Annotated in this window: 24 protein-coding genes, 1 tRNA gene and 2 pseudogenes; 19 read left to right on the top strand and 8 right to left on the bottom strand. The window is 59.5% G+C overall.

Annotated features, from left to right (window positions below; genetic code table 11):
- Positions 1 to 57: 57 nt before the first annotated feature.
- The 14 genes and pseudogenes from JN403_RS23695 (at position 58) to JN403_RS23630 (ending at position 10,376) form a co-directional block, all read left to right on the top strand.
- The gene (locus JN403_RS23695) at positions 58 to 804 is read left to right on the top strand and encodes a YebC/PmpR family DNA-binding transcriptional regulator (protein ID WP_065989740.1); all 747 of its coding nucleotides are present in this window, start codon (positions 58 to 60) and stop codon (positions 802 to 804) included.
- Positions 805 to 929: 125 nt separating this feature from the next.
- Positions 930 to 1,454, top strand: coding sequence for a crossover junction endodeoxyribonuclease RuvC (gene ruvC / locus JN403_RS23690; protein ID WP_065989739.1), 525 nt, complete (start codon positions 930 to 932; stop codon positions 1,452 to 1,454).
- Between the two features lie 61 nt (positions 1,455 to 1,515).
- Entirely contained in the window at positions 1,516 to 2,124 is a 609-nt protein-coding gene (gene ruvA, locus JN403_RS23685; RefSeq protein WP_122537412.1) for a Holliday junction branch migration protein RuvA, read from the top strand.
- A pseudogene (ruvB, locus tag JN403_RS23680) lies at positions 2,125 to 3,179 on the top strand (Holliday junction branch migration DNA helicase RuvB).
- Positions 3,180 to 3,316: 137 nt separating this feature from the next.
- Entirely contained in the window at positions 3,317 to 3,787 is a 471-nt protein-coding gene (gene ybgC, locus JN403_RS23675) for a tol-pal system-associated acyl-CoA thioesterase (protein WP_205484563.1), read from the top strand.
- Complete coding sequence (gene tolQ, locus JN403_RS23670) at positions 3,777 to 4,472, top strand: protein TolQ (RefSeq protein ID WP_122537415.1); 696 nt, start codon at positions 3,777 to 3,779, stop codon at positions 4,470 to 4,472. Before ybgC ends, tolQ begins: the two co-directional genes overlap by 11 nt.
- A gap of 23 nt (positions 4,473 to 4,495) precedes the next feature.
- Positions 4,496 to 4,951 carry a protein TolR gene (gene tolR / locus JN403_RS23665; RefSeq protein WP_172613049.1) on the top strand — a complete coding sequence of 152 codons (456 nt, stop codon included), beginning with the start codon at positions 4,496 to 4,498 and terminating at the stop codon, positions 4,949 to 4,951.
- Entirely contained in the window at positions 4,951 to 6,042 is a 1,092-nt protein-coding gene (gene tolA, locus JN403_RS23660) for a cell envelope integrity protein TolA (RefSeq protein WP_172611030.1), read from the top strand. Before tolR ends, tolA begins: the two co-directional genes overlap by 1 nt.
- 17 nt (positions 6,043 to 6,059) lie before the next feature.
- Complete coding sequence (gene tolB / locus JN403_RS23655) at positions 6,060 to 7,340, top strand: Tol-Pal system beta propeller repeat protein TolB (protein ID WP_172613050.1); 1,281 nt, start codon at positions 6,060 to 6,062, stop codon at positions 7,338 to 7,340.
- A gap of 53 nt (positions 7,341 to 7,393) precedes the next feature.
- Positions 7,394 to 7,897, top strand: a complete 504-nt coding sequence (pal, locus tag JN403_RS23650) for a peptidoglycan-associated lipoprotein Pal (protein WP_065989719.1) — start codon at positions 7,394 to 7,396, stop codon at positions 7,895 to 7,897.
- A 6-nt stretch (positions 7,898 to 7,903) separates the two neighbouring features.
- Positions 7,904 to 8,722 (top strand): tol-pal system protein YbgF, encoded by an 819-nt coding sequence (gene ybgF / locus JN403_RS23645; protein ID WP_205484562.1) that lies wholly within the window; start codon positions 7,904 to 7,906, stop codon positions 8,720 to 8,722.
- A 179-nt stretch (positions 8,723 to 8,901) separates the two neighbouring features.
- On the top strand, positions 8,902 to 9,549 hold the full coding sequence (queE, locus tag JN403_RS23640) for a 7-carboxy-7-deazaguanine synthase QueE (RefSeq protein WP_205484560.1): 648 nt from the start codon (positions 8,902 to 8,904) through the stop codon (positions 9,547 to 9,549).
- 15 nt (positions 9,550 to 9,564) lie between these two features.
- Positions 9,565 to 10,237 (top strand): annotated as a pseudogene (gene queC / locus JN403_RS23635) (7-cyano-7-deazaguanine synthase QueC).
- A 63-nt stretch (positions 10,238 to 10,300) separates the two neighbouring features.
- Positions 10,301 to 10,376 (top strand) — tRNA-Lys (locus tag JN403_RS23630).
- Between the two features lie 105 nt (positions 10,377 to 10,481).
- Here JN403_RS23630 and JN403_RS23625 read toward each other — a convergent pair.
- The 3 genes from JN403_RS23625 to JN403_RS23615 form a co-directional block, all read right to left on the bottom strand.
- Positions 10,482 to 11,579, bottom strand: coding sequence for a hypothetical protein (locus JN403_RS23625; protein WP_205484558.1), 1,098 nt, complete (start codon positions 11,577 to 11,579; stop codon positions 10,482 to 10,484).
- A 117-nt stretch (positions 11,580 to 11,696) separates the two neighbouring features.
- Positions 11,697 to 12,011, bottom strand: coding sequence for a hypothetical protein (locus JN403_RS23620; protein WP_205484556.1), 315 nt, complete (start codon positions 12,009 to 12,011; stop codon positions 11,697 to 11,699).
- A gap of 133 nt (positions 12,012 to 12,144) precedes the next feature.
- Positions 12,145 to 13,065, bottom strand: a complete 921-nt coding sequence (locus JN403_RS23615) for a LysR family transcriptional regulator (protein WP_205484555.1) — start codon at positions 13,063 to 13,065, stop codon at positions 12,145 to 12,147.
- An 85-nt stretch (positions 13,066 to 13,150) separates the two neighbouring features.
- On the opposite strand from JN403_RS23615, the gene JN403_RS23610 reads away from it, so the two are divergent.
- The 4 genes from JN403_RS23610 (at position 13,151) to JN403_RS23595 (ending at position 18,476) form a co-directional block, all read left to right on the top strand.
- A complete protein-coding gene (locus JN403_RS23610; protein ID WP_205484554.1) occupies positions 13,151 to 13,936 on the top strand; it encodes an NAD(P)H-dependent oxidoreductase in 786 nt (261 codons plus the stop codon).
- Between the two features lie 146 nt (positions 13,937 to 14,082).
- The gene (locus JN403_RS23605) at positions 14,083 to 16,110 is read left to right on the top strand and encodes an FIST N-terminal domain-containing protein (protein ID WP_205484553.1); all 2,028 of its coding nucleotides are present in this window, start codon (positions 14,083 to 14,085) and stop codon (positions 16,108 to 16,110) included.
- Between the two features lie 53 nt (positions 16,111 to 16,163).
- Positions 16,164 to 16,973 (top strand): helix-turn-helix transcriptional regulator, encoded by an 810-nt coding sequence (locus JN403_RS23600; RefSeq protein WP_205484552.1) that lies wholly within the window; start codon positions 16,164 to 16,166, stop codon positions 16,971 to 16,973.
- A gap of 105 nt (positions 16,974 to 17,078) precedes the next feature.
- On the top strand, positions 17,079 to 18,476 hold the full coding sequence (locus tag JN403_RS23595) for an NAD-dependent succinate-semialdehyde dehydrogenase (protein WP_205487651.1): 1,398 nt from the start codon (positions 17,079 to 17,081) through the stop codon (positions 18,474 to 18,476).
- Between the two features lie 320 nt (positions 18,477 to 18,796).
- On the opposite strand, the gene JN403_RS23590 is transcribed toward JN403_RS23595, so the two are convergent.
- The 5 genes from JN403_RS23590 to JN403_RS23570 all read right to left on the bottom strand — a co-directional run bounded on the left by JN403_RS23590 (position 18,797) and on the right by JN403_RS23570 (position 23,628).
- Positions 18,797 to 18,985 carry a hypothetical protein gene (locus JN403_RS23590; RefSeq protein ID WP_205484551.1) on the bottom strand — a complete coding sequence of 63 codons (189 nt, stop codon included), beginning with the start codon at positions 18,983 to 18,985 and terminating at the stop codon, positions 18,797 to 18,799.
- A 248-nt stretch (positions 18,986 to 19,233) separates the two neighbouring features.
- Positions 19,234 to 19,923, bottom strand: a complete 690-nt coding sequence (locus JN403_RS23585; protein ID WP_205484550.1) for a type 1 glutamine amidotransferase domain-containing protein — start codon at positions 19,921 to 19,923, stop codon at positions 19,234 to 19,236.
- Positions 19,924 to 20,035: 112 nt separating this feature from the next.
- Positions 20,036 to 20,809, bottom strand: a complete 774-nt coding sequence (locus tag JN403_RS23580) for an alpha/beta hydrolase (RefSeq protein WP_205484548.1) — start codon at positions 20,807 to 20,809, stop codon at positions 20,036 to 20,038.
- Positions 20,810 to 21,024: 215 nt separating this feature from the next.
- Positions 21,025 to 21,627: a TetR/AcrR family transcriptional regulator gene (locus JN403_RS23575; protein ID WP_122537431.1), complete on the bottom strand. Its 603-nt coding sequence runs from the start codon at positions 21,625 to 21,627 to the stop codon at positions 21,025 to 21,027.
- Positions 21,628 to 21,768: 141 nt separating this feature from the next.
- On the bottom strand, positions 21,769 to 23,628 hold the full coding sequence (locus JN403_RS23570; RefSeq protein WP_122623054.1) for an ABC transporter ATP-binding protein: 1,860 nt from the start codon (positions 23,626 to 23,628) through the stop codon (positions 21,769 to 21,771).
- 252 nt (positions 23,629 to 23,880) lie between these two features.
- Here JN403_RS23570 and nadA point away from each other — a divergent pair, with 252 nt between their 5' ends.
- Positions 23,881 to 24,939 carry a quinolinate synthase NadA gene (gene nadA / locus JN403_RS23565; protein ID WP_205484546.1) on the top strand — a complete coding sequence of 353 codons (1,059 nt, stop codon included), beginning with the start codon at positions 23,881 to 23,883 and terminating at the stop codon, positions 24,937 to 24,939.
- The last annotated feature ends 57 nt before the right edge of the window (positions 24,940 to 24,996 follow it).

Here is a 24,996-nt window from a genome sequence, read left to right as displayed (position 1 = left end):
CGTCTGCGTTTGAGCGATCAAGCGCGGGCGTGCGTGTTTCAAGGTTTGGAGCGTGTTATGGCTGGTCATTCCAAGTGGGCGAACATCAAGCACCGCAAAGAGCGTCAGGATGCCAAGAAAGGCAAGATCTTCACCAAGTGGATTCGCGAACTGACCGTCGCTGCCCGTCAGGGCGGCGGTGATCCGGCGTCGAACCCGCGCTTGCGTCTGGCGCAGGACAAGGCCCTTGGCGCGAACATGAGTCGCGACATCATCGACCGCGCCATCGCTCGTGGTGCCGGCGCCGCCGATGCCGATGACATGGTCGAACTGGGTTACGAAGGCTACGGCCCCGGCGGCGTTGCGGTCATGGTCGAAACCATGACCGATAACCGCAACCGGACCGCGGCTGCCGTGCGTCATGCGTTCAGCAAGTGCGGCGGCAACCTGGGGACTGACGGCTCGGTGTCTTATCTGTTCGAGCGCAAGGGGCAGATTTCCTTCGCGCCGGGCGTAGATGAAGACGCGCTGATCGAAGCTGCGATGGAAGCGGATGCTGACGACGTGGTCACCCACGAAGATGGCTCTATTGACGTATTCACTTCGTTCTCCAGTTTCTATGCCGTGCGCAACGCGCTGGAAGCCGCTGGTTTCACGCCCGCCGATGCGGAAATCGTGATGCAGCCGACCACCAGTGCGGTGCTCGATCTGGACATGGCGGAAAAGGTCCTCAAGCTGATCGATATGCTGGAAGACCTGGACGACGTGCAGAACGTCTACTCCAACGCTGAAATCCCGGACGAGGTGCTGGAGCAGCTCGGCTGATCCTTTGCCCGTTCGGAACTTGAGGCCGGAGCGCACGAAGCGTTGATGATCAACGCTATCGGCCTCCGGCTTCTGCCTTTATGCTGCGTCCAATTGTTCGCGTTACCTCTCAAGCTGCAGGCGTTATGACTCTTATTTTAGGTATCGACCCCGGTTCAAGAATTACCGGGTTTGGCGTGGTGCGTGATACCGGGCGCGGCTGCGAGTACGTGGCCTCGGGCTGCATTCGCACGGGCACAGGCTTGCTTCATGAGCGGCTGCAGATCGTGTATCGCGGCGTGCGCGAAGTCATCCAGACGTACGGCCCGGTGACGATGGGCATCGAAAAAGTTTTCATGGCGCGCAACCCGGACTCTGCCTTGAAGCTGGGTCAGGCCCGCGGTGCGGCGATTGTTGCGGGTGCCGAAGAAGGACTGGAGATCGCCGAGTACACCGCGACTCAGGTCAAGCAGGCCGTTGCCGGAACAGGCGGCGCCAACAAGGATCAGGTGATGATGATGGTCATGCACCTGCTCAAGCTGACCACCAAGCCTCAGGTGGATGCGTCGGATGCACTGGCAATCGCCATGTGTCACGCGCATACCCGATCCAGCCTCATCCCTCACGGCCTCAATACGGCGCGCAGTCGTGGCGGACGTCTGCGGCTGTGATGGCATTATTCGTGTTAGCACGGCCCGTCGTGGCGATGGGCACCTGGAAAGGATTTGATTCGTGATTGGACGTCTACGCGGTACGTTGGTCGAGAAGCAGCCGCCGCATCTGGTACTGGATGTCAACGGCGTGGGTTACGAGGTCGAAGTGCCCATGACCACGCTGTATCGCCTGCCTCATCTGGGCGAAATCGTGACGCTGCATATCCATCTGGTGGTCCGCGAAGATGCGCACCTGCTGTTCGGTTTCTACGAAAAGCGTGACCGCGAGATGTTTCGCGAGCTGATTCGCCTGAACGGCGTCGGGCCGAAGTTGGCGCTGGCCCTGATGTCGACGCTGGAAGTGGACGAGTTGGTGCGGTGTGTGCAGGCGCAGGACACCTCCGCGCTGACCCGCGTCCCGGGCGTTGGCAAGAAGACCGCCGAGCGGTTGCTGGTTGAGCTGAAGGATCGCTTCAAAGCGTGGGATTCGTTGCCAGGTACCTTCGCGCTCGTGTCGGACGGGCCGGGCGCGCCGATTCCAGTGGCAACGGCCGAGTCGGATGCTGTCAGTGCGTTGATTTCCCTGGGCTACAAGCCCCAGGAAGCGAGCAAAGCGGTGACCGCGATAAAAGACAAGAATCTCAGCAGCGAAGACCTCATTCGTCGCGCACTGAAGGGGATGCTGTAAGTGATAGACGCCGACCGTCTGATCGCCGCGACCGGGCGTGACCGTGACGAGCAACTGGACCGTGCGATTCGGCCGCTGAGCCTGGCCGATTACATTGGTCAGCCCACCGTGCGTGAGCAGATGGAACTGTTCATTCAAGCGGCACGCGGGCGCAGTGAAGCGCTGGATCACACGCTGATCTTCGGTCCGCCAGGCCTGGGTAAAACCACACTGGCGCATATCATTGCCCAGGAAATGGGAGTATCGATCAAGAGCACCTCGGGCCCCGTGCTTGAACGGCCGGGTGATCTTGCGGCGATTCTCACCAATCTTGAGCCCCACGACGTGCTGTTCATCGATGAAATCCACCGTCTGTCACCCATCGTTGAGGAAGTGCTGTACCCGGCGATGGAAGATTTCCAGCTGGACATCATGATCGGTGAGGCCCTGCGGCGCGCTCCATCAAGCTTGATCTGCCGCCGTTCACACTGGTCGGCGCGACGACTCGCGCAGGCATGCTGACCAATCCGCTGCGTGACCGCTTCGGTATCGTGCAGCGTCTTGAGTTCTACAGCACTGCGGATCTGGCCACGATTGTGTCGCGCTCGGCGAAAATTCTCGGGCTGTACATCGAGGACGAAGGCGCATTCGAGATTGCCCGACGTGCACGGGGTACGCCGCGGATCGCCAATCGGCTGCTGCGTCGGGTGAGGGATTTCGCCGAAGTACGCGCCAAGGGCGAGATCACCAAGGCCATTGCGGATCTCGCGCTGAACCTGCTGGACGTCGACGAGCGCGGATTCGATCACCAGGATCGTCGCTTGCTGCTGACGATGATCGAGAAGTTCGACGGCGGGCCGGTCGGGGTGGATAACCTTGCGGCGGCCATCAGCGAAGAACGACACACAATTGAAGATGTGCTGGAGCCCTATTTGATCCAGCAAGGCTATATGATGCGCACACCTCGCGGTCGCATGGTCACGCGGCATGCGTATCTGCACTTCGGTCTGAACATTCCCTCGCGCCTGGGCGACCGTGCGGTGCTGGATGAACCGGTCGAAGACCCTGACGAATAAATGCACAATCAACCGATTTATTCGGGTGTTTGGTGGTCTGACGGGCAGTCACCGCAAAGTGATGTGCCACAGGCAGTAAAAACGATGAAAAACAGTTGCCTGGCCGGATTGGCAACCTGAGGAGTAAGCACTAGAGTATGCGCGCGCAAAACGGGGCTCAGTCGTTCGCACATCGTTGTCGCGTTTATTACGAGGACACCGATGCCGGCGGCATCGTTTACTACGTCAATTACCTGAAATTCATGGAGCGGGCTCGAACCGAGCGACTGCGGGAACTGGGCTTTGCCCAATCCGCAATGGCGGGTATCGAGAACCTGTTGTTCGTCGTGCATTCAAGCGAGGCTCGGTACCATAAGCCCGCGCGGCTGGACGACGAACTGCTGATCAGCGCCGAAGTAATCGAATTGAACCGCGTCAGCCTGCGCTTTCAGCAACAGGTCAGGCGGGCTGCGGATGATGTGCTGCTCTGCGAAGGGCAGTTTTTGGTGGCGTGTGTGCGCGCCGACAGTTTGAAACCCCGGGCCATTCCCGAAGCTCTGCGCACGGCCTTTGCCGGGCAGGGCGGCGCGGGTACACATTCAGAGCAGGAGATACAGCGTGGAAGCTAACGTCGTCGACCATTCCTCCATGTGGAGTTTGGTCAGCAATGCCAGCGTGGTTGTGCAGTTGGTAATGCTGATCCTGGTGGCCGCCTCGGTCACCTCGTGGATCATGATTTTTCAGCGCAGCGCCATGCTGCGCGCCGGGCGTAAGGCCTTGGACAGCTTCGAGGAGCGCTTCTGGTCAGGCATCGATCTGTCCAAGCTCTACCGTCAGGCTGGCAGCAACCCGGACCCTGACTCCGGCGTAGAGCAGATCTTCCGCGCGGGCTTCAAAGAGTTCTCCCGTCTGCGTCAGCAGGCCGGCGTCGATCCGGATGCGGTGATGGAAGGTGTTGCCCGTGCCATGCGCGTTGCCATCTCCCGTGAAGAAGAAAAGCTCGAGCAGAGCCTGCCGTTCCTGGCAACCGTCGGTTCCACCAGCCCGTATATCGGTCTGTTCGGTACCGTGTGGGGCATCATGAACTCCTTCCGCGGTCTGGCCACTGCGCAGCAAGCCACTCTGGCCACGGTTGCACCGGGTATCGCCGAAGCACTGATCGCCACCGCTATCGGCCTGTTCGCAGCAATCCCTGCGGTCATCGCTTACAACCGCTTCGCCGCTCGTGGCGAGAACCTGATCGGTCGCTACTACACATTCGCCGACGAGTTCCAGGCGATCCTGCACCGTAAAGTGCACACCAGCGAAGAATAAGCAGGTATTTCCCAATGGCTTTAATCGCTCGCGGCCGACGCAACAAGCGCAAGCCGGTCGCCGAAATGAACGTGGTGCCGTACATCGACGTGATGCTGGTGCTGCTGGTCATCTTCATGGTGACGGCTCCGATGATCAACCAGGGCGTGAAAGTTGATCTGCCCAAGGTCTCCAGCGAGGCTTTGCCGCAGGACAACAACAATCAGGTCCTGACGATCTCGATCAAGGCTGACAAGACCTATTACTGGAACCTTGGCAGCGAAGTCGACACCGACAAGCAAATGGACAAGGCCATGACCTTGCCGCAACTGACCAGCGCAGTGACCAAAATCATTGCTGCCGGCCGTGATGCTGGCAAGCAGACTCAAGTGTTCATCCGTGGCGACAAGACGGTCGACTACGGTGCCGTCATGGGCACGATGGGCGGGTTGCAGAAGGCCGGGGTCGGGAACGTTGGTTTGATTACCGAGGCCCCCTGATGCAGCCGATTCGAGAGCCGTCCGCCTCGGAAAGCTACTTCTGGCCGTCCGTCTGGGCGGTAGGACTGCACGTCCTGATTTTTGGTTTGTTGTTCGTCAGCTTCGCCATGACGCCTGAGCTTCCTGAAGCCAGGCCGATTGTTCAGGCCACGCTCTATCAGTTGAAATCAAAAAGTCAGGCAACCACCCAGACCAACCAGAAGCTTGCCGGTGAGGCGAAGAAATCCGCTGCGCGACAAACCGAAGTCGAGCAGATGGAGCAGAAAAAAGTTGAGCAAGAGGCGGTGAAGGCGGCGGAACAAAAGAAAGCCGATGCCGCTCAAAAAGCCGAAGAGCAAAAGGCCGAGGAAGCGAAGAAAGCTGACGACGCCAAAAAAGCCGATGACGCTAAAAAGGCTGCGGAAGACGCCAAGAAAGCCGAAGCCAAAAAAGCGGATGACGCGAAGAAAACCGCCGAAGAGAAACAATTGGCTGATATAGCCAAGAAGAAAGCCGAAGACGACGCGAAGAAGAAAGCCGAGGAAGACGCCAAGCGTGCGGCCGCTGAGGAAGCCAAGAAACAGGCTGCCGAGGACGCGAAGAAGCAGGCTGCGGACGACGCCAAGAAAAAGGCTGCTGAAGACGCGAAGAAGAAAGCGGCTGAGGATGCCAAGAAGAAGTCGGCCGAGGACGCGAAGAAGAAGGCCCAGGACGCTGCTCGCAAATCGGCGGAAGACAAGAAGGCGCAAGCACTGGCCGACCTGCTTTCCGATAAGCCGGAACGCCAACAGGCGCTGGCCGATGAGCGTGGCGATGAAGTGGCTGGCAGCTTCGATGACTTGATTCGCTCTCGAGCCGCTGAAGGCTGGGCACGTCCACCTTCTGCGCGCAAGGGCATGACGGTCGTCCTGCAGATCAACATGTTGCCGGACGGCACCTTGACTTCGGTCACGGTGAGCAAGTCCAGCGGCGATGGTCCTTTCGACAGTTCAGCAGTAGCGGCGGTCAAGAATATTGGTCGTTTGACAGAGATGCAGGGGATGAAGCCTTCGGACTTCGCGCCTTACCGTTCATTCAAGATGACATTCACACCTGAGGACCTAGCCTTGTGATTAACCTTCTTCGAGGAATGCTTGTCGTTCTGTGTTGCGCAGCGGGTTTTGCCGCTGCCGACGAAAAGAACATTCTGGTAACAAGCGGCAGTGACCGCGCCACGCCTATCGCGGTCGTACCGTTTGGCTTGCAGGGCGGCAGCGTCCTGCCGGAAGACATGGCCAAGATCATTGGCAACGACCTGCAGAACTCGGGCTACTACTCGCCGATTCCAAAGGAAAACATGATCAGCCAGCCGAGCCAGGCCAGCGAAGTCATCTTCCGCGACTGGAAAGCACTGGGCGCGCAGTACGTGATGGTCGGCAGCATCGTTCCTTCGGGCGGTCGCCTGCAGGTCCAATACGCACTGTTCAACGTGGCCACCGAGCAGCAGGTTCTGACCGGCAACGTTTCGGGCACAGCTGACCAGCTGCGTGATATGTCGCACTACATCGCCGACCAGTCGTTCGAAAAACTGACCGGCATCAAGGGTGCGTTTTCGACCCGTATGCTGTACGTGACTGCCGAGCGTTTCTCCACTGACAACACTCGCTACACGCTGCAGCGTTCGGACTACGACGGCGCCCGTGCGGTGACACTGCTGCAATCCCGTGAGCCGATCCTGTCGCCACGCTTTGCGCCGGACGGCAAGCGCATTGCCTATGTGTCGTTTGAGCAGAAGCGTCCGCGCATTTTCGTTCAGCACATCGACACCGGTCGCCGCGAGCAAATCACCAACTTCGAAGGTCTGAACGGCGCGCCTGCGTGGTCCCCGGACGGCAGCAAGCTGGCGATGGTCTTGTCGAAAGATGGCAACCCGGAAATCTATGTGATGAATCTGGCGTCGCGTCAATTGTCGCGAGTGACCAACGATTCCTCCATTGATACAGAACCGTTCTTCGGTAAAGACGGCTCGACGCTTTACTTCACGTCTGATCGCGGCGGCAAGCCACAAATTTATAAAACCAATATTAATGGCGGAGGGGCAGAGCGCGTTACTTTCATCGGTAACTACAATGCCAACCCTAAGTTATCGGCGGATGAAAAGACTCTGGTGATGATCCATCGTCAAGATGGCTTCACCAACTTCAAGGTGGCGGCTCAGGATTTGCAGCGCGGTAGCGTAAAAATCCTCACAGACAGCAACCTTGATGAGTCGCCTACTGTTGCGCCTAACGGCACCATGGTAATCTACGCCACCCGCCAGCAGGGCCGGGGAGTCTTGATGCTCGTGTCCATTAATGGACGCGTAAGGCTCCCGCTTCCTACCGCTCAAGGCGAAGTCAGAGAACCTTCCTGGTCCCCTTACCTGAACTGACGCGGCGCTTTACGTTGTACTTAACACACTTGGGGTTCATTAGGAGTTTTACGATGGAAATGCTGAAGTTTGGTAAATTTGCTGCGCTGGCTCTGGCCATGGCCGTAGCTGTAGGTTGCTCGTCCAAAGGCGGCGACAATGCCGGTGCTGGCGGCGCTGCTGTAGATCCTAACGCTGGTTACGGCGCTAACTCTGGCGCTGTTGATGGCAGCCTGAGCGAAGAAGCTGCTCTGCGCGCTATCACTACTTTCTACTTCGAATACGACAGTTCTGACCTGAAACCAGAAGCCATGCGCGCTCTGGACGTTCACGCCAAAGACCTGAAAGCCAACGGCGCTCGCGTAGTTCTGGAAGGCAACACCGACGAACGCGGTACTCGCGAATACAACCTGGCACTGGGCGAGCGTCGTGCGAAAGCCGTTCAACGCTACCTGGTTCTGCAAGGCGTTTCGCCAGCTCAGCTGGAACTCGTTTCCTACGGTGAAGAGCGTCCAGTTGCTACCGGTAACGACGAGCAATCGTGGGCTCAAAACCGTCGCGTCGAACTGCGTAAGTAATTTGACATGCGAACGTGCCGACGTGCTTTAACCGTTTTGGCTCTCACCCTTCCTCTTGCAGCGATGGGTGCGGTTCCTGTGGTCGATGACAACTCTGGCTCTGCTGGTAGCAGTTATCCGCCATCGGGTTATGGTACGTCTGGCGCCTACGCCGGAGGTGCGGCTACGGCCGCGCCTTCGGCGCAAGGTCAGCTGTTCATGCAATTGCAGCAAATGCAGGACGAAATTTCGCGCTTGCGCGGAATAGTGGAAGTCCAGCAGAACGATATCCAGCAGATGAAGCAAGAAGCGCTGGATCGCTACAAAGATCTCGACTCCCGTATCGGAGCTGGCGGCGCATCTGCCCCATCAGCTGCCAACAATTCTGCTTCCGACGGCGGCACCAGCGCCGGCGGAGCACCCGCGTCACAAGCCGCTCAAGCGCCCCAGGCGAGCAGCGAGCCCGGTGACCCAGCGAAAGAAAAGCTCTACTACGACGCGGCTTTCGACTTGATCAAAGCGAAGGATTTCGACAAGGCCAGTCAGGCCTTTGCGGCATTCCTGCGCAAATACCCGAACAGCCAGTATGCGGGCAATGCCCAATACTGGTTGGGCGAAGTGAATCTGGCCAAAGGCGACCTTCAAGGTGCCGGTCAGGCCTTTGCAAAGGTCAGTCAGCTCTACCCAAAGCACGCCAAAGTACCTGACTCCCTTTACAAGCTGGCGGACGTCGAACGTCGCCTGGGTCACACCGACAAGGTGAAGGGTATCCTTCAGCAAGTTGTTGCTCAGTACCCGGGCAGTTCAGCCGCTCAGCTGGCACAGCGGGACCTGCAGCGTCTTTGATTGCCAGGCAATCTGACCGCTGATTCAAGAAAGCCGCGCATTGCGCGGCTTTCTTCGTTAGAATTCCGCCCCCGAAATTCCGGTATTGATTACGCTTCTGTGGATTCTGCGTGTGCAGGGTGTACAGAAGTGCCTGACGGAGGCGGATGGCCTGTTTAGCCGTTACGCCCGTGGCCCTTATGCAAGACACATTACGCATCACCGAAGTTTTCTACTCTTTGCAGGGTGAAACGCGCACGGCAGGCTTGCCTACCGTTTTCGTGCGTCTCACCGGCTGTCCATTGCGTTGCGGTTATTGCGACAGCGAATACGCCTTCACGGGCGGAACCATCCAAACCCTCGACTCGTTGATGGAGCAGGTTGCCGGCTACCGCCCGCGCTACGTCTGCGTCACAGGCGGCGAGCCCTTGGCGCAGCCAAACGCCATCCCTTTGCTTCAGCGGCTGTGTGACGCGGGCTACGAGGTTTCGCTGGAAACCAGTGGCGCGCTGGACATCTCCAAAGTCGATCCCCGCGTGAGCCGTGTCGTCGACCTGAAAACCCCGGGTTCAAAAGAGGTGGCGCGCAATCGATACGAAAATATCGAGCTGCTCACGCCTAACGACCAGATCAAATTCGTCATTTGTTCGCGGGAAGATTACGACTGGGCCGTCTCGAAGATCATTCAGTACGGTTTGGACCGTCGTGCCGGCGAAGTGCTGTTTTCCCCTGTCCACCGCGATCTGAACGTCAGAGACCTGGCCGACTGGATCGTGGCCGACAACCTTCCGGTGCGTCTGCAGTTGCAGTTGCACAAAATCCTGTGGAACGACGAGCCGGGGCGATAAATGAGTGAGCAACCGATGACTGAGAAAAGAGCGGTAATCCTGCTGTCCGGCGGGCTGGACTCGGCCACTGTGGTGGCGATGGCCAAGGCCGATGGCTTCAGCTGCTACACGATGAGTTTTGACTACGGCCAACGGCATCGTGCCGAGCTGCAGGCGGCGGAGCGTGTAGCGGCGGATATGGGCGTGGCTGAACACAAGGTCATCGGCCTTAACCTCAATGGCATTGGCGGTTCCGCGCTGACCGACAGCAACATCGCGGTGCCGGAGACGCCGGGCGAGGGCATTCCGGTGACGTACGTGCCGGCGCGCAATACCGTTTTCCTCTCTCGCGTTGGGCTGGGCGGAAGTGCTTGGTGCCCGGGACATCTTCATTGGCGTCAACGCCGTGGATTACTCCGGCTACCCGGATTGCCGTCCGGAGTTCGTCGAGTCGTTCGAGCGCATGGCCAATCTCGCCACAAAGGCTGGTGTCGAAGGTGAGGGCTTCACGATACAGGCCCCGCTGCAGATGCTAAGCAAGGCCGATATCGTCAAAACCGGTACGCGTCTGGGGGTGGATTACGCATTGACGGTTTCCTGCTATCAGGCCGACGACCAGGGGCGTGCGTGCGGAAAATGCGACAGCTGCCGGTTGCGCGCTGAAGGCTTCGCGGCGGCTGGCGTGACGGACCCAACGCGTTATTTTTAAATTATTTTCGCTTGGGTGTTGAATTACTGTGAAATATCAGTAATATACGCGCCACAACGAAGCGGGTCGTTAGCTCAGTTGGTAGAGCAGTTGGCTTTTAACCAATTGGTCGTAGGTTCGAATCCCACACGACCCACCATTTCGAAAATCTGGAAGGCCCATGAAAATGCGGATTTCCAGATTTTTTTGCCTGAAAGGCAGTGGCCGGGCCTGACTCAATAACTCAGCGCCCCTCGCGTTCATCTCACGCCTTCCCGAAAACCACGTCCAGGGACATCGAGTCAGTGTGCCGCATAGGGTTATTGCCTTGGCCCAAGGTGTCGTCATTCGGATGCTGATAGGTCATTCCAGTGCCCAGTGCTTTGGTCAGGAAATCGCCTCCCTGTCTCATCTTCTCCGTGGACCCGTCATACCATCCGGCGATGGTTTTGTTCCCGGCGGAGTCCAGGGACGTGATGCTGTCAGGTGCCTTGTCAGCAATACTCTGCTTGTCACCGATTTCAAACCCTTTGCCGTCGGTCGCATGGATCGCCGCATTGCGGCCATCGATGTCGCTGGTATTGATGAAGCCGTTGTAGAACTCCAGGCGGCTCGCATCGGGCTTGTAGTTGCCGTCCGCGTCGGCCTGTTTGAGCAGGCCCGTCGTATCCGCCTCGTACTTCATGGTTCCTCTTTGCCCAGGCTCGAGTGACAGTTCGCCTACCCGTTTTTCATTTTTGTCGAACTGGCCAATCTTTATCGCATGGTCTTGGGTATTGGTGATATTGAGCGAGTAAGGACCACTGCCAGCGGGGGCGGCGTCGGCCACAGCGCCAGGCTTGCCTACGGACTCAGGCGCAGTTGCGGGCTTGGAGGCCGTCAACGTGTCCGGCGCAGATGTGGAGGCATGAGGAGCGGCCGATGGCGCCTGGGTTACCCCTGGCGTTGCAGCCGCCTGTTGGGACACAGCGTTCGCTGCCATCGGCTGACCAAGTGCCGAGACTGCCGCTGACTTGCCTTGCGGACTGCCACCGCCTGGGGAAGATGCGCCCGTATCGCCCCGACTTTGCTGCATGAACTGTGCGAGCGCCTGCATGATTTGCTCGACCAGATTTCGTACCGATGCAGCGAGGTCCTGATCGGTGGGATTGGCCGCGCGCTCGCTGGCATTCACTCGGCTGTCACTGTGGTGCGGCGAGGGTCCGCCGAAGCTCACCGACTGCGCACCAGCACCGGGCGACGCACCAAAATCGATGCCCGCGCCCGCTTGCCGTTGATCAGCGAAACGCCCCTGGGGCGATCCAAAATCGCTGTTATGCAAGCCGAACATCTGATCAACAGGCCCACTCACTTTCGTCGACATACGCCACCCGCTTTGGACTTTATACCGCGTGTGTGGCAACTGAACCGCTTTGGTTCCATCGTCCCACGCTATGGGGCCAAGGCCGTTTCTTTTGACGCGCGGTGTATGAGCGTTCGCTTAGAGAAGGGAGAGCAGCGTTTCCAGCTGACCGCGTTCCCAAGTGCTCAGCAGCTCAAGCGGATCAGTGCCGTAGCGTTGGCGGGCGTCAAACATGTAGAGACGGCCTTCGGGGCTGAGGCAGCGGTCGCAGTGATCCAGGGCATTGTGCTCGTTGTAAAACGTGACCAGCCAGCCATCAACCTCTACGGTCATCAGACCGCTGTCGATGTCGACTTGAGCGTCGCCGCCCACCCGACGCATCACCCGAATGCCGAGGGCGATGTCACGCAGCACCTGACAGGTGTCACGGGCAGTAAGAGGCTTTGCTGACAAATGGACTTTCCTTGATGGCTCAGCTTGAAGGGCGGTTACTTGAAAATGTCTACCCAAGGTACGTGCCAGTGGCATCGTTTTGACAGCTCCGCGTCATTTTTTGGATTGTCCATGACTGATGCAGAGCTCAGCGTCAGTGCGGCGGGCAGCAGGTCTTTTCAACCGTCGAAGCGATGAGGTCGCGCAACCACATGTGCGCGGGATCGCGGTGCAGGCGCTCCGGCCACAGCATCAACATTTCAAACCCGGGGATAACGAGAGGAGGAGCCTGAACATGCAAGGCAGCCTCATCTTGCACCATCCTCTGCGGCACGACTGCCACCAGATCACTGTGGGTCAGGGCCGAAATAAGTGAGTTGAAGTTGGGCACCGACAACACCACTTGACGTTGCAGGCCTTTGATCGCCAATGCCTGATCAGTGATGCCAGCAAAGCCTGCGCCGTTGGGGGACATGATGGCGTGTTCAAGGGCGCAAAACGCTTTGAGGGTCAGCTTTGACTGGAACGCTGGGTGCCCGTGCCGGCCGGCCAGGACGTAGCGTTCGTGGACCAGCGAGCGTTGACGCAACTTTGGCGGAGCTTCGTCGCGAATGTGCAGAGCGAGATCGAGACGACCACCTTCCAGGTCGCTGGCAAGGTCGAGAGGGTGCTTGTTCAGAAGCGCCAACCGAGTCTGCGGCGCGATGCTCCTGATCCGTTGCAGTGACGGCCAGACAAGAGCGGTGGTGGCGTAGTCGCTGGCGGCTACTTTCCAGGTTTGATTTGAGGATCCGGGGTCAAATGCATCAGCAGGGCTCAATGCGCTGTTCAAGGCTGCCAGCGCTTCGCTCAACGGCTTGCGCAATTCGCGGGCGCGTTCCGTGGGCAGCATGCCCCGGGGGCCTGGCAAGAGCAGAGGATCGGCCAGCATCTCCCTGAGCCTGCCCAGCTGCAGGCTGACAGTTGGCTGCGATAGGTTGAGGACGCGTGCCGCGCGCGTGACATTCAGTTCAGCCAGCAAGACATCGAGCGTCAGCAGCAGATTGAGGTCCAGTCGGCACAAGATATTGTGCATGCAAATACCAGCTGTTTCGGGAATTCATTTCTAGCATAGCGCGATCGCCGCTACGGTGAGGCATCCATCCCATCCGGAGCCTCTTGTGAACATACTGTTGATCTACGCCCACCCTGAATCTCGCTCTCTCAATGGATCGCTGAGGGACTTTGCGATCGCCCATCTCAAGGCGGCTGGCCATGACGTGGAAATATCGGATCTCTACAGCATGAAGTGGAAGGCGGCGCTTGACCCTGATGACGCTCCTGGTTACGACCCCAGTACGCCTTTCAATCCCGCCGTCGAGTCACACCGAGTGTTCTCCGCCGGTGTCCAGCCCCACGACATCGAGATTGAGCAGGCCAAGTTGCAGTGGGCTGATGCCGTGGTGTTCCAGTTTCCACTGTGGTGGTTTTCGATGCCGGCGATCCTCAAGGGCTGGGTCGATCGAGTGTATGCCTATGGTTTTGCCTATGGTGTGGGCGAGCACAGCGAAAGCCATTGGGGTGATCGCTACGGCGAGGGCCGGATGGTCGGGAAGCGCGCGATGCTCACGGTCACTATGGGCGGATGGGAGTCTCACTACAGCGAACGCGGGGTGAACGGTGCGTTGAATGACGTGCTCTTTCCGATACAACACGGGGTGCTGTTTTACCCCGGGTTTACAGTTCTGCCGCCTTTCCCGATCTATAAAACCGGCAAGGTCGATGCTGTGCGGTTCGACCAGTTGTGCGCTGAATATGCGACGCGGCTGGATAACCTCTTCACCGATCCGCCACTGCCGTTTCGTCGACAGAATGCCGGCGATTACGAGATCCCGGCGCTCACGCTCAAGCCACACCTCGCGCCGGGGCGCCACGACTTTGGCATCCATTACGCCTACGGCGATTAAAACTGAAGCAATCGTGCGGACCTCGGTTCGCACCCTCCGACCAACGCCACGTCCTGTCCTTCAAGTCAGATTTTCCACGGCCGATACAGAGGAAAGCTGCCGCGTATGCACGCATCCGCTCAGCGATCCTTTCTAGCGAGCCGACGATGAACCCATTCAATCTCTTTAACCGAACCCGTGCCAACCGCCAGGAAGCGATCAGCATTAATTGCACTGCTGGCGAACTGGATCGTGCCCTCGCGGCCGTGCGTTCGGCTCCCGTTCTGGTGACAGGCTTCGTCTCTCCGCACCTGGACATCGACCAAGTCGCTGCGCGTATCAAGCAGCGCTTTCCCGACAGCGCGCTGAGCCTGTGCACCACCTCCGGCGAGCTGTGCAACAGTGCGAGCGGTTTGTATTGTGCGACCGGCGATCGATGGGACCGCATCGTTCTGCAGCTCTTCGAACGCAGCGTGATTGCCTCCGCTGAAGTGGTGATGGTGCCGCTGGAATGCGAAGACATCCGCGGCGCAGGCAAGCGCATGGAGATGCGTGAGCGCATCGAAAAACTGGTCAACAACATCAAGCGTGCTCAGGTCAGCACCACCATCGATCATCGCGACACCTTGGCCTATGTGGTGTTCGATGGCTTGTCAGCGTCCGAATCGTTCTTCATGGAAGCGCTGTATGAGTCCGGGCGCTTTCCCTGCCTCTTTGTAGGAGGCTCCGCCGGCGGCAAGTCGGATTTCAAGAAGACGCTGATTCACGACGGCCAGCGCAGCTATCAGAATCATGCGCAGATTGTCTTCATCAAGACCGCCGCCGACATACGCTTCGGCGTGTTCAAAAGTCAGAATTTCCAGCCCGCCGGGCTGACCTTCAGTGTCCTGACCGCGTCTGTCGAAGACCGCACCATCGACCAGGTGATCGACAGCAAGGGCAACATCATGAGCATGGTGCAGGCGCTGTGTAACGCCTTCGATTGTGACGCCCAAGCCCTCGAGAAGAACCTGGCTGATTACTCCTTTGCCATTCGGGTGGGCAGCGAGTTGTTCGTGCGCTCCATCGCCCGCATCGACCATGCGCAGCAGATCATTCAGCTGTTCTGCGACGTGGCTCCCGGCGAGGAACTGGTAATGGTCAAGCGCACGCCGTTGCGCGAAGCCACCCGCGTGGATTACGAGCAATTCCTGCGCGGCAAAGGCGGGCAGCCCGTCGCGGCGATCCTCAACGACTGCATCTTGCGTCGGGCCAACAACGGCAAGGACCTGGGCAGCATGACCGGATTGTTCGGTGACGTACCGCTGGTGGGTTTCTCGACCTTTGGTGAAATTCTCGGCCTGAACCTGAACCAGACGCTCACCGCGATCTTCTTCTTTCGGGTGGCAAAGGGTGCGTCATTCACGGATGAGTATGTGGACAATTTCATCGCCCACTATGGCGAATTCAAGGCGTTTTTCCTGCGCCGCCAGCTCAAGAAGATGGTGGGCTTGAATCACGTCATCGTGAAGCAGATCGAGTCGTTCAAGCTCAACGATTTCAACAACGCCCTGGATACTCGCGGGCTGGATACCAAAGTCCTGCCTGTCTTCGAAGGCCTCGCCGCACTGGGTCGGGTGCTTGCCCAGGCCGGTCAGCAGCAGGAAGAGATGTCCACGCAAATCAAGCACTACTCCGGCGAGCTGCACCTGTCGATGGACGATCTCGCCGGTACGATTGACCAGCAGAACACCGTCTCGACAAACGCCGGCAATACTGTTGTAGCGTTGGTCAGCCAGGCGGACGAAGCGGTAGTCGGCGCACGAGCCCTTGCGGAATCGAGCCTGCGCATCCAGTCCATCGTGCAGGTGATTCAACAGATCGCCGGCCAGACCAATCTGCTGGCGCTCAACGCCGCCATTGAAGCCGCACGGGCAGGGGAACTGGGCCGAGGCTTTGCGGTGGTCGCCGACGAAGTGCGCAAGCTGGCGGAAATCACCCGCAAGAACGCGGCGGAAATCGGCGTTGACATCGACCTGCTCTCCAGCGAGATCCAGCGGGTGGCGCAGCAGATCGAGGACCAGTCCACCGGCGTCGGCGCGCTGCGCGAAATGCTCGACTCTCTGGAACATTCTAACCAAGCCACCGAAGGCACGGCCCGGCGCACTAAAGCCATCGCCGATACCCTGACCGGCTTGACCCACGCCAGAGCTTGACCCACGATGCCTGATTGTCGGCGATCAACGACCGCAGGGATCACGAGTGAGTTATGGCGAAAAGACCGTCGATAGAGCAGCGCCGCGAGTTCGGCAACTTCCTGTCCAGCCGGCGGGCGCGGCTTGATCCGAAGGACTTCGGTCTGCCGGAAGGGCCGCGGCGCACGCCCGGATTGCGTCGCGAAGAGGTAGCGGCGCTCGCCGGGGTCAGCGTCAGCTGGTACACATGGCTTGAACAGGGCCGGGACATTCAGCCCTCGCCGGACGCGCTGCAACGGATCTCCAAAGTCCTCAAGCTTGATCGTGTGGAGTCTGCGCACCTGTATGCGCTCTCCGCACTGGAGGTGCCGGCTGCTGCGACCGGAGGCGGGGTAACGGCCGGTCTGGAAATGCTTGTGCAGGCGATCAACCCCATTCCGGCGTATGTGCGCAACGCCCGGCTCGACATTCTGGCGTGGAACGACGCCATCGCCGAGCTGTTTGTCGACTACGGTTCGTTGCAGCCCCATGAGCGCAACACGCTGCGTCTGCTTTTTCTGTACATCCCGTACCGAACCATCATTCTGGATTGGGAGCAGATGGCGCGCGGCATGATCAGTGCGTTTCGGGCATCGCGCGCGCTGGCCCAGGACAAGGCACCGTTCGACAGCCTGATCGAAGAACTTTCGGCTCTGAGCCCTGAGTTCAAAGAGTGGTGGCAGGACACCGAGGTCAAAGGTTTTGAAGAAGGCCGCAAGCGTCTGTTGCATCCCATTAGCGGCCATATCGATTTCACCTATGTCGCGTTGACGCCTGAAGGACGGCCGGATCTTTCGCTGGTGACTTACATTCCTCGCCACACTGCCTATGACTCACGGTCATAGGATAACAAGACGCCTTACTGGCTTTTTCGGGCTTGCCTAGAGTGACGGTCATCGCAGCGCACATGTGCTGCACCGACCGCCAACGAGGTAATCACGATGTCTGACCTGAGCCCGATCTCCACCGCAAACGTCGCTACATCACGCAACCCGGCCACCGGTGAGCTGATCGCCACTTACCCCTTCCAGACGCAAACCGACGTCGAGCAATTGCTGGATGTGAATGCTGCGGCCTTTCGTCTGTGGCGCGCCACGCCGATGCGCGAGCGCGTAGCGGCCTATCGCCGTTTGGCGGACACCCTGCGTGAGCGCTCGGAATCCTTCGCTGCGCTGATCACCGCTGAAATGGGCAAAACCCTGGCGGCGGCCCGTGGAGAAGTGGAGAAGTGCGCGGCCACTATTGAGTGGATTGCCGACAACGGCCCGGGGATTCTTGCCGATGAGCCCGTCAATGTAGGCAGCGACGACGAGGTCCACGTGTCCTTTCTGCCAATCGGCACCGTGCTGGCGGTGATGCCCTGGAATTTTCCGCTGTGGCAGGTGATTCGTGCGTCCGGGCCGATCATGTTGTCGGGCAATGGCTTCATGCTCAAGCACGCGCCGAACGTCATGGGCTCGGCTTACGCGCTGCAAGAGGCCTACGAGGCAGCGGGCTTTCCCAAAGGTCTGTTCACCAATCTCATCGCTGACAACGACACCGTGGCCCGCACCATTGAAGACCCGCGCATTGCCGCCGTCACCCTGACGGGCAGCATGCGCGCAGGTTCTGCCGTGGCAGCGACCGCAGGCAAGGCACTCAAGAAGAGCCTGCTGGAGCTGGGCGGTTCGGACGCCTTTATTGTGCTGGCCGACGCCAATATCGACCTTGCGGTGAAGGCCGCCGTCGAGGCGCGTTTCCAGAACGCCGGCCAGGTCTGTCTGGCGGCCAAGCGCTTCATTCTGGAGGCGCCGATCGCCGAGCAATTCACGCGTCAATTCGTGGCAGCTGTCGAGCAACTGAAAGTCGGCGACCCGCTGGACGGCGCAATCAATGTTGGCCCGATGGCCCGCGCTGATTTGCGCGATGAGCTGGATGGTCAGGTTCAACGTACGATTGCAGCGGGTGCGACGTTGCTGCTGGGCGGGAAGAAGATCGACGGCCCCGGCAACTTCTACGCGCCCACCGTGCTGGCCGATGTGAAGCCAGGCATGGCCGCATTCGACGAAGAAACCTTCGGCCCGGTCGCAGCGATCACCGTTGCCGCCAACGCCGAAGAGGCGATCGTGCTGGCCAACGCCAGTGACTACGGATTGGGCGGCAGCCTGTGGACCCAGGACATCCCGCGCGCGCAACGCATCGCCCGGCGTCTGGAGACCGGCGGTGTGTTCATCAATGGTTTCCCGGCCACCAACGCGCGGATCCCGGTGGGCGGCGTCAAAAAGAGTGGCTATGGCCGCGAGCTGTCCCACTTCGGGCTGCGCGAGTTCACCAACGCCCAGGCGGTATGGGCCAAAAGCGTTGACTGAGAGTCGGTGAGCAGTACCCGCATGTGAGAAGCTGTGTCACCGCCCATGCTGCAAAAAGCCGTCGCACCTGCGACGGCTTTTTCATGCCTGCCATTCGGGTTGGCAGTTCTGGATTCAGCCGATCGTGTGCAGGTCAGCGGGTGCCAGACCCACAAGCTCAATGGGCGCAGCGCTCGTGTGGGCGCTTGCGTCGGCGACGATCAGATATCGGCGGTGAAGATCTGGGCGACGTTCTTGTCGATACTGAACTCGAATGGGTTACCGTCAGCGTCCGCTTCGTAATCCTTGAGCCAGGTATAAGGTGGAGGCCGTATCGTCAATCAGCTTAAACGTGCTGTCGGTGCCACCTCCCAGGCGGTCAAGCTGAAAGCCGAAACGTCCAGCAGTTCAGTGGCGCCGAGCCTCAAGCAGTGGATGAAGTCGACGCTGAACTCCCTCTTGCCGTTGTTCACCACGCTGTCGGTGAGGTGTTTGAAGGCAAAGGTGTTGCGGGCATTGGCGCTGAACATCGGTTCCGCGCCTCCTTCGCCTGTCACAACGGGCATCGTGACCGTTCATCAATGCCCGCCACTGGCGTGATAGACCCGGCGAAGCAGTGTCCGTTTGATTATTCGCATCCGTCCAGAAACGACAAAGCCCGACATAAAGTCGGGCCTGGGGTCGGGTTGAATCCGTTCATTACCAGTTCATGGCGGTTATCTCGGTGCAAAGTTGAGAAGCGGGGAGGGGTGCGAACACCCCTCGCGCCGGGCGGTGATCAGGCCGATTTGTTTTGCAGTGCCTTGATCAGCACGTCTGCCGCAGGGCCGGAGGAAGCAGGGTTCTGGCCGGTGATCAGCAGACCATCGGTGAGGACGTACGAGCCCCAGTCCGGACCTTTGGAGTAGACGCCGCCCAGTGATTTCAGCTCGTCTTCCACCAGGAAAGGCACCACGTTGGTCAGGCCGACGGCTTCTTCTTCGCTGTTGGCAAAGCCGGTGACCTTCTTGCCTTTAACCAGTGGCGTGCCGTCGGCGTTCTTCACGTGGCGCAGCACGCTGGGGGCATGGCAGACGACAGCGACTGGCTTGTTGGCGGCGATGAACGATTCGATGAGCTGGACCGAGTTTCTGTCTTCAGCCAGATCCCACAGAGGACCATGGCCGCCTGGGTAGAACACAGCGTCGAAATCTGCCTGGGACACGCTGTCCAGTCGGACGGTATTGGCGAGCAGGGCTTTGGCGGTTTCGTCTTTCTCGAAACGACGGGTCAGGTCTGTCTGGAAGTCAGGCTCGTTGCTCTTCGGGTCCAGCGGAGGTTGCCCGCCCTGTGGCGAAGCCAGAACGATTTCAGCGTTGATGTCGCTGAACGCGTAGTAAGGCGCGGCCAGTTCTTCCAGCCAGAAGCCGGTCGGACGGCCGGTGTTGCCGAGGGTGTCGTGGGACGTCAGAACCATGAGAACTTTCATCGGGTATTTCCTTTTCGATTTAGGTTTGCGACTGCCGAGCAGCAGCCGAAAGGTAGAGCATCATTTGCTTGGATTAATAGACTAGTCGTCTAGTTCAACGGTAAAACGAAATTCACTTGGCAGCTTTTATGATCAAGTCAGCCACGGCCTTGGGATAGGCCAGCATCGCAACGTGGCTTGAAGGGACCTCGATTGAGTCGGCGTGCAGGCGCTTCACCTGATCGCGCTGCAGTTGTGGCGAAATGATCTGGTCGTTTGTGGCGACCACCGCAAAGGAGGGCACCTTGTGCCAGGCAGCGTGGGGGATGGGCTGGCTCAGCGCTTTGATGTTCAGCGCACCTTGGGTGGCGGCCACAAGTTTCTGTTCGGCGCGGGGCAGATCAGGGGCGAAGAATTTGGCGACGCCTTCGTTGCTGACCTTCACGTAGCCATCTGCGTCTTTCACGAAGGAGGCCTGGCCGGGCATGTCGGGATAGCCTTTCACGGCATCGAACACTGACTGGCCATCATCCGGGGCGTAAGCGGCGACGTACACCAGCGAGCGGACTTTGTCGTTGACGCCAGCGTCGGTGATGACTGCGCCTGCCCAGGAATGGCCGACGAGAACCACCGGACCCTGCGCAGCGGCAATGGCGCGCTTGGTCACAGCGACATCTCCGTCCAGGGAGTCCAGCGGGTTCTGCACCGCCACCACATTCAGACCGGCTTTTTCCAGCAGCGGAATCACTTTGTTCCAGGAAGAGCCGTCGGCGAAAGCGCCGTGTACCAGCACGACAGTCTTGGCGGTCAGCGGAGTGGCAGGGCGATCCTGGGCTGACGCGAATCCAGCGGCTGCAAGCAGTGTCACGGCAGTGGCGAGAGCGGTGATCGTTGTTCTGGTTTTCATCACGTCAGTCCTTGTGGCGGCGGGTTAATGTGGATACACCTTAACTCTGAGTAGACCAGTCGTCTAGAGTTATTTTCAAATTATTTCAGAGGGCCTTTTTCGAGGTGTTCGGTCATGGGGGGCGTAGACGATACAAAGCCGGTCAGGAGAGACCGGCGGGCTTTATGCAGATTTGAAACGAAGCCAGAGAGAACAGCGGGACACTGGGGGGCTGATCAGTTAAGGCGCAAGATCGTGCGCGTGGTGGCCATGGCCGTATCGAAGGGCGCGAGGCTTCTTTCGATCTTGACCATCACGCTGGCACCGACCCACAGCTGGTACAGGCTTTGCGCAACGGCGTAAGGGTTGTCGCAGGCGGGCAGCGAGCCGTCGGCAACACCAGCCTCGATTGCGCTGCCAAGGCGGTCAGTAATCCCGGAAGTTCCTCGCTTGAGGACGGCACGCATGGTCTCCGACAGATCGGCCACTTCAACGCCAAGCTTCACGGCCAGGCATTTGCCCTGACATTCCTGGAACGACTGCGTGTCTTGCCAGACCCGCCAGTAGTTCATCAGGCGCTCGCCCATGGGGAGGCCGGGCTCGCCGAGGATGCGATCAATATCAGCGAGGTAGTCGTCGAAATAGTGTTCGAGCAACGCCTCGCCGAAGGCATCCTTGGAGCCGAAGTAATGATAGAAGGAGCCTTTCGGCACGCCCGCGGCGGCAAGAATTTCGTTCAGGCCTACGCCGGAATACCCCTTGGCGGCCATGATGCGTTGGCCGACGTCGAGGATTCCTTGACGGACATCAGATGAACCACGTGTTTGAGGAGTATTCATGGCTCGGAGAATACATCCTAGTAAGTCGGTCTACTAGCTGATTCTGATGGGCGATGATGTTGTGCGTCGGCGGGGGCGATCTCCAACGACGGCGTTGCCCGAAAGCCGTCGTTGGACGCGGTTTTACCGCGAGCGTGCCCGTTATACCTGATCCACCGCTTCAGGCACGCCCTGATCTTCGCCCAGAAACCCGCCGCTCTGGTGATGCCAAAGCCGCGCGTATGTGCCGTTCTTGTTGAGCAGTTCAGCGTGGGTGCCCTGTTCGATGATGCGCCCGTCGTCCATCACGATGAGCCTGTCCATGGCCGCAATGGTCGACAGCCGGTGAGCAATGGCGATCACGGTCTTGCCCTTCATCATTTCGTCGAGGCTTTCCTGAATGGCCACTTCGACTTCCGAATCCAGCGCGCTGGTGGCTTCGTCCAGCAACAGGATCGGCGCGTTCTTCAGCATCACGCGCGCAATGGCAACCCGTTGGCGCTGGCCGCCCGACAGCTTGATGCCGCGCTCACCGACCAGCGTGTCGTAGCCGCTGTGACCATGCTTGTCGCTGAGCTGGGCGATGAAGCCATCTGCCTGAGCGTTAGCCGCAGCGGTGTGGATTTCCTCATCGGTGGCATCGGGTCGGCCGTACGCGATGTTGTCGCGAATGGACCGATGCAGCAGCGACGTATCTTGCGTGACCATGCCGATGGCGCTGCGCAGGCTGTCCTGCGTGACCTGTCTGATGTTCTGCCCATCAATGCGAATCTCGCCGCTGTCCACGTCATAGAAGCGCAACAGCAGATTGATCAGCGTGGATTTGCCGGCACCTGAGCGGCCGACCAGCCCGATCTTCTCGCCCGGCCGGATCGCCAGGTTCAAACCGTCCAGCACCTGACGCTCGCCGTTGTAATTGAAGCTGACGTTGTCGAAGGTTACCGCGCCGCCGTTGCTCTTCAACACCGCTGCATCTGGCGCGTCCTGCACTTTAGGGCCCTGAGTCAGCGTCGCCATGCCGTCCTGCACCGTGCCGATGTTCTCGAACAACGACGTCATCTGCCACATGATCCAGTGGGACATGCCATTGATGCGCAGCGCCATGGCGGTAATTGCCGCCACCGCGCCGGTGCCGACATCGCCCTGATGCCACAGCCACAGGGCATAACCGCCCGCGCCCAGAATCAACGCCACCACCAGCGCCTGATTGACGATTTCGAACTGGCTCACCAGACGCATCTGGCGAAAGCCGGTCTGCTTGAAGTCCTCCATTGCCGCGCGGGCAAACTGCGCTTCGCGTTTGGAATGGGAGAACAGTTTCACCGTGGTGATGTTGGTGTAGGCATCGGAAATCCGCCCAGTCATCGACGACCGCGCGTTGGCCTGCTCCTGCCCGACTTTGCCCAGGCGCGGCACGAAATACAGCATGGCCAGGCCGAACAACACGATCCAGGCAAGGAAAGGCAGCATCAGCTTCAAGGCGAAGCCGCCGGCCAGCGCGATGATGGCGATGAAATAAACGCCGATGCCGGGCGCGATTTCAATCAGGGTGAACAGCACGTCCCGCACCGCCAGCGCGGTCTGCATGACCTTGGTGGTGACCCGGCCGGAAAATTCATCGGAAAAGAACGACAGGCTTTGTCGCAGCATCAGGCGGTGAAAGTCCCAGCGCAGTCGCAGCGGCAGATTGATCGCCAGCACCTGGTGCTGGACCATTGTGCGCAAGGCCACGAGCCCAACGCTGATCACCAGCACAATGCCGATGCCCCACAGCGCCCGACTTTCCTCGCCAGCAGTGGCGCCGCCGTCCTTCCAGGTCGACAGCAGATCGACCACTTGCCCTAGGAACGAGAAAAGCCACGCTTCGTAGAGCGACACACAGGCGCTGAGCACTGCAAGGGCGAGAATGTAACCACGCGCTCCCCGGGTGCAGGCCCACAGAAAACGCACCAAACCCACAGGTGGCGGGGGTGCTTCGTCGGGTGGGAAGGGGTCGAGTCGTCGTTCAAATACGCTCAGCATGAGGGGCTCCAAAACTGTCCATTGACGCAGATTCTGCCATTGAATGGCGGGCTTGAGGGTTTCGGTGCTTTTTTGGGTGACTCGTTCCAACCATTACGTGGGTGTTTTTGCGTTGTCCCAGGGTTGAGGTATTGGCGCCTGCGTTAATTCAGTGGGACCGCGGGTAAGTGATCGCTCAACAGATCCCGTGCTAACTTCCCGGCCGTTTTCTTATCATGCTGACTCTACGTCCGCGCATTCAGGTCTATCGACATGACACACATTTCTGAACGCCTCCTGGTCCAAGCGCACCTGGACGCCAAACAGCCCAAAATCCTGAGTGCGGACGAGGAAGCGGAGTACCGCCGCTTGATCGCCGCCGAGCTTAAGGCCCAGGACGCTGTGCTGGTGGCGCACTACTACTGCGATCCGGTGATTCAGGCGCTGGCGGAAGAAACCGGCGGTTGCGTCTCGGATTCTCTGGAGATGGCGCGTTTCGGCAAAAACCACCCGGCGAAAACCGTGCTGGTCGCCGGGGTGCGTTTCATGGGCGAAACCGCAAAAATTCTGACCCCCGAAAAACGCATCCTGATGCCGACCCTCGAAGCGACCTGCTCACTGGATCTCGGTTGCCCGGTCGATGAGTTTGCTGCGTTCTGCGATCAGCATCCCGAGCGCACCGTGGTGGTTTACGCCAACACCTCCGCCGCCGTAAAAGCCCGTGCCGACTGGGTGGTGACGTCCAGTTGCGCGCTGGAGATCGTCGAGAGCCTGATGGACAACGGCGAGAAGATCATCTGGGCGCCCGACAAGCATCTGGGCCGTTACATCCAGCGCGAAACCGGCGCCGACATGCTGTTGTGGGACGGCGCCTGCATCGTGCACGAGGAGTTCAAGTCCCGGCAGTTGGAAGACATGAAGGCCTTGTACCCGGATGCGGCCATTCTGGTGCACCCGGAGTCGCCCGAATCGGTCATTGATCTGGCGGACGCGGTGGGCTCGACCAGCCAACTGATCAAGGCGGCGCAGACGCTGCCGAACACCACCTTCATCGTCGCCACCGATCGCGGCATCTTCTACAAGATGCAGCAGCTGTGCCCGGACAAGGTCTTCATCGAAGCGCCCACGGCCGGCAATGGCGCCGCCTGCCGCAGTTGTGCCCATTGCCCGTGGATGGCGATGAACACCCTGGCGCGCACGCTTCAGTGTTTGCGCGAAGGCACCAATGAGATCTTCGTCGACCCGGCTGTCATTCCTCACGCCGTTCGGCCGCTGCAGCGCATGCTCGACTTTACCCAGGCGGCACGCATGAAAAGCTCGGGTAATGCCTGATTACCAGCGGCAAGCGGCAAGCGGCAAGCGGCAAGCGGCAAGCCTCAAGCTAAAAGC

It is taken from the genome of Pseudomonas sp. 15A4 (assembly GCF_016925575.1).
In the GTDB taxonomy this organism is placed as follows: domain Bacteria; phylum Pseudomonadota; class Gammaproteobacteria; order Pseudomonadales; family Pseudomonadaceae; genus Aquipseudomonas.
The sequence above is the reverse complement of the archived record's forward strand: the minus strand, read 5'-3'. Positions and strand labels throughout refer to the sequence as shown.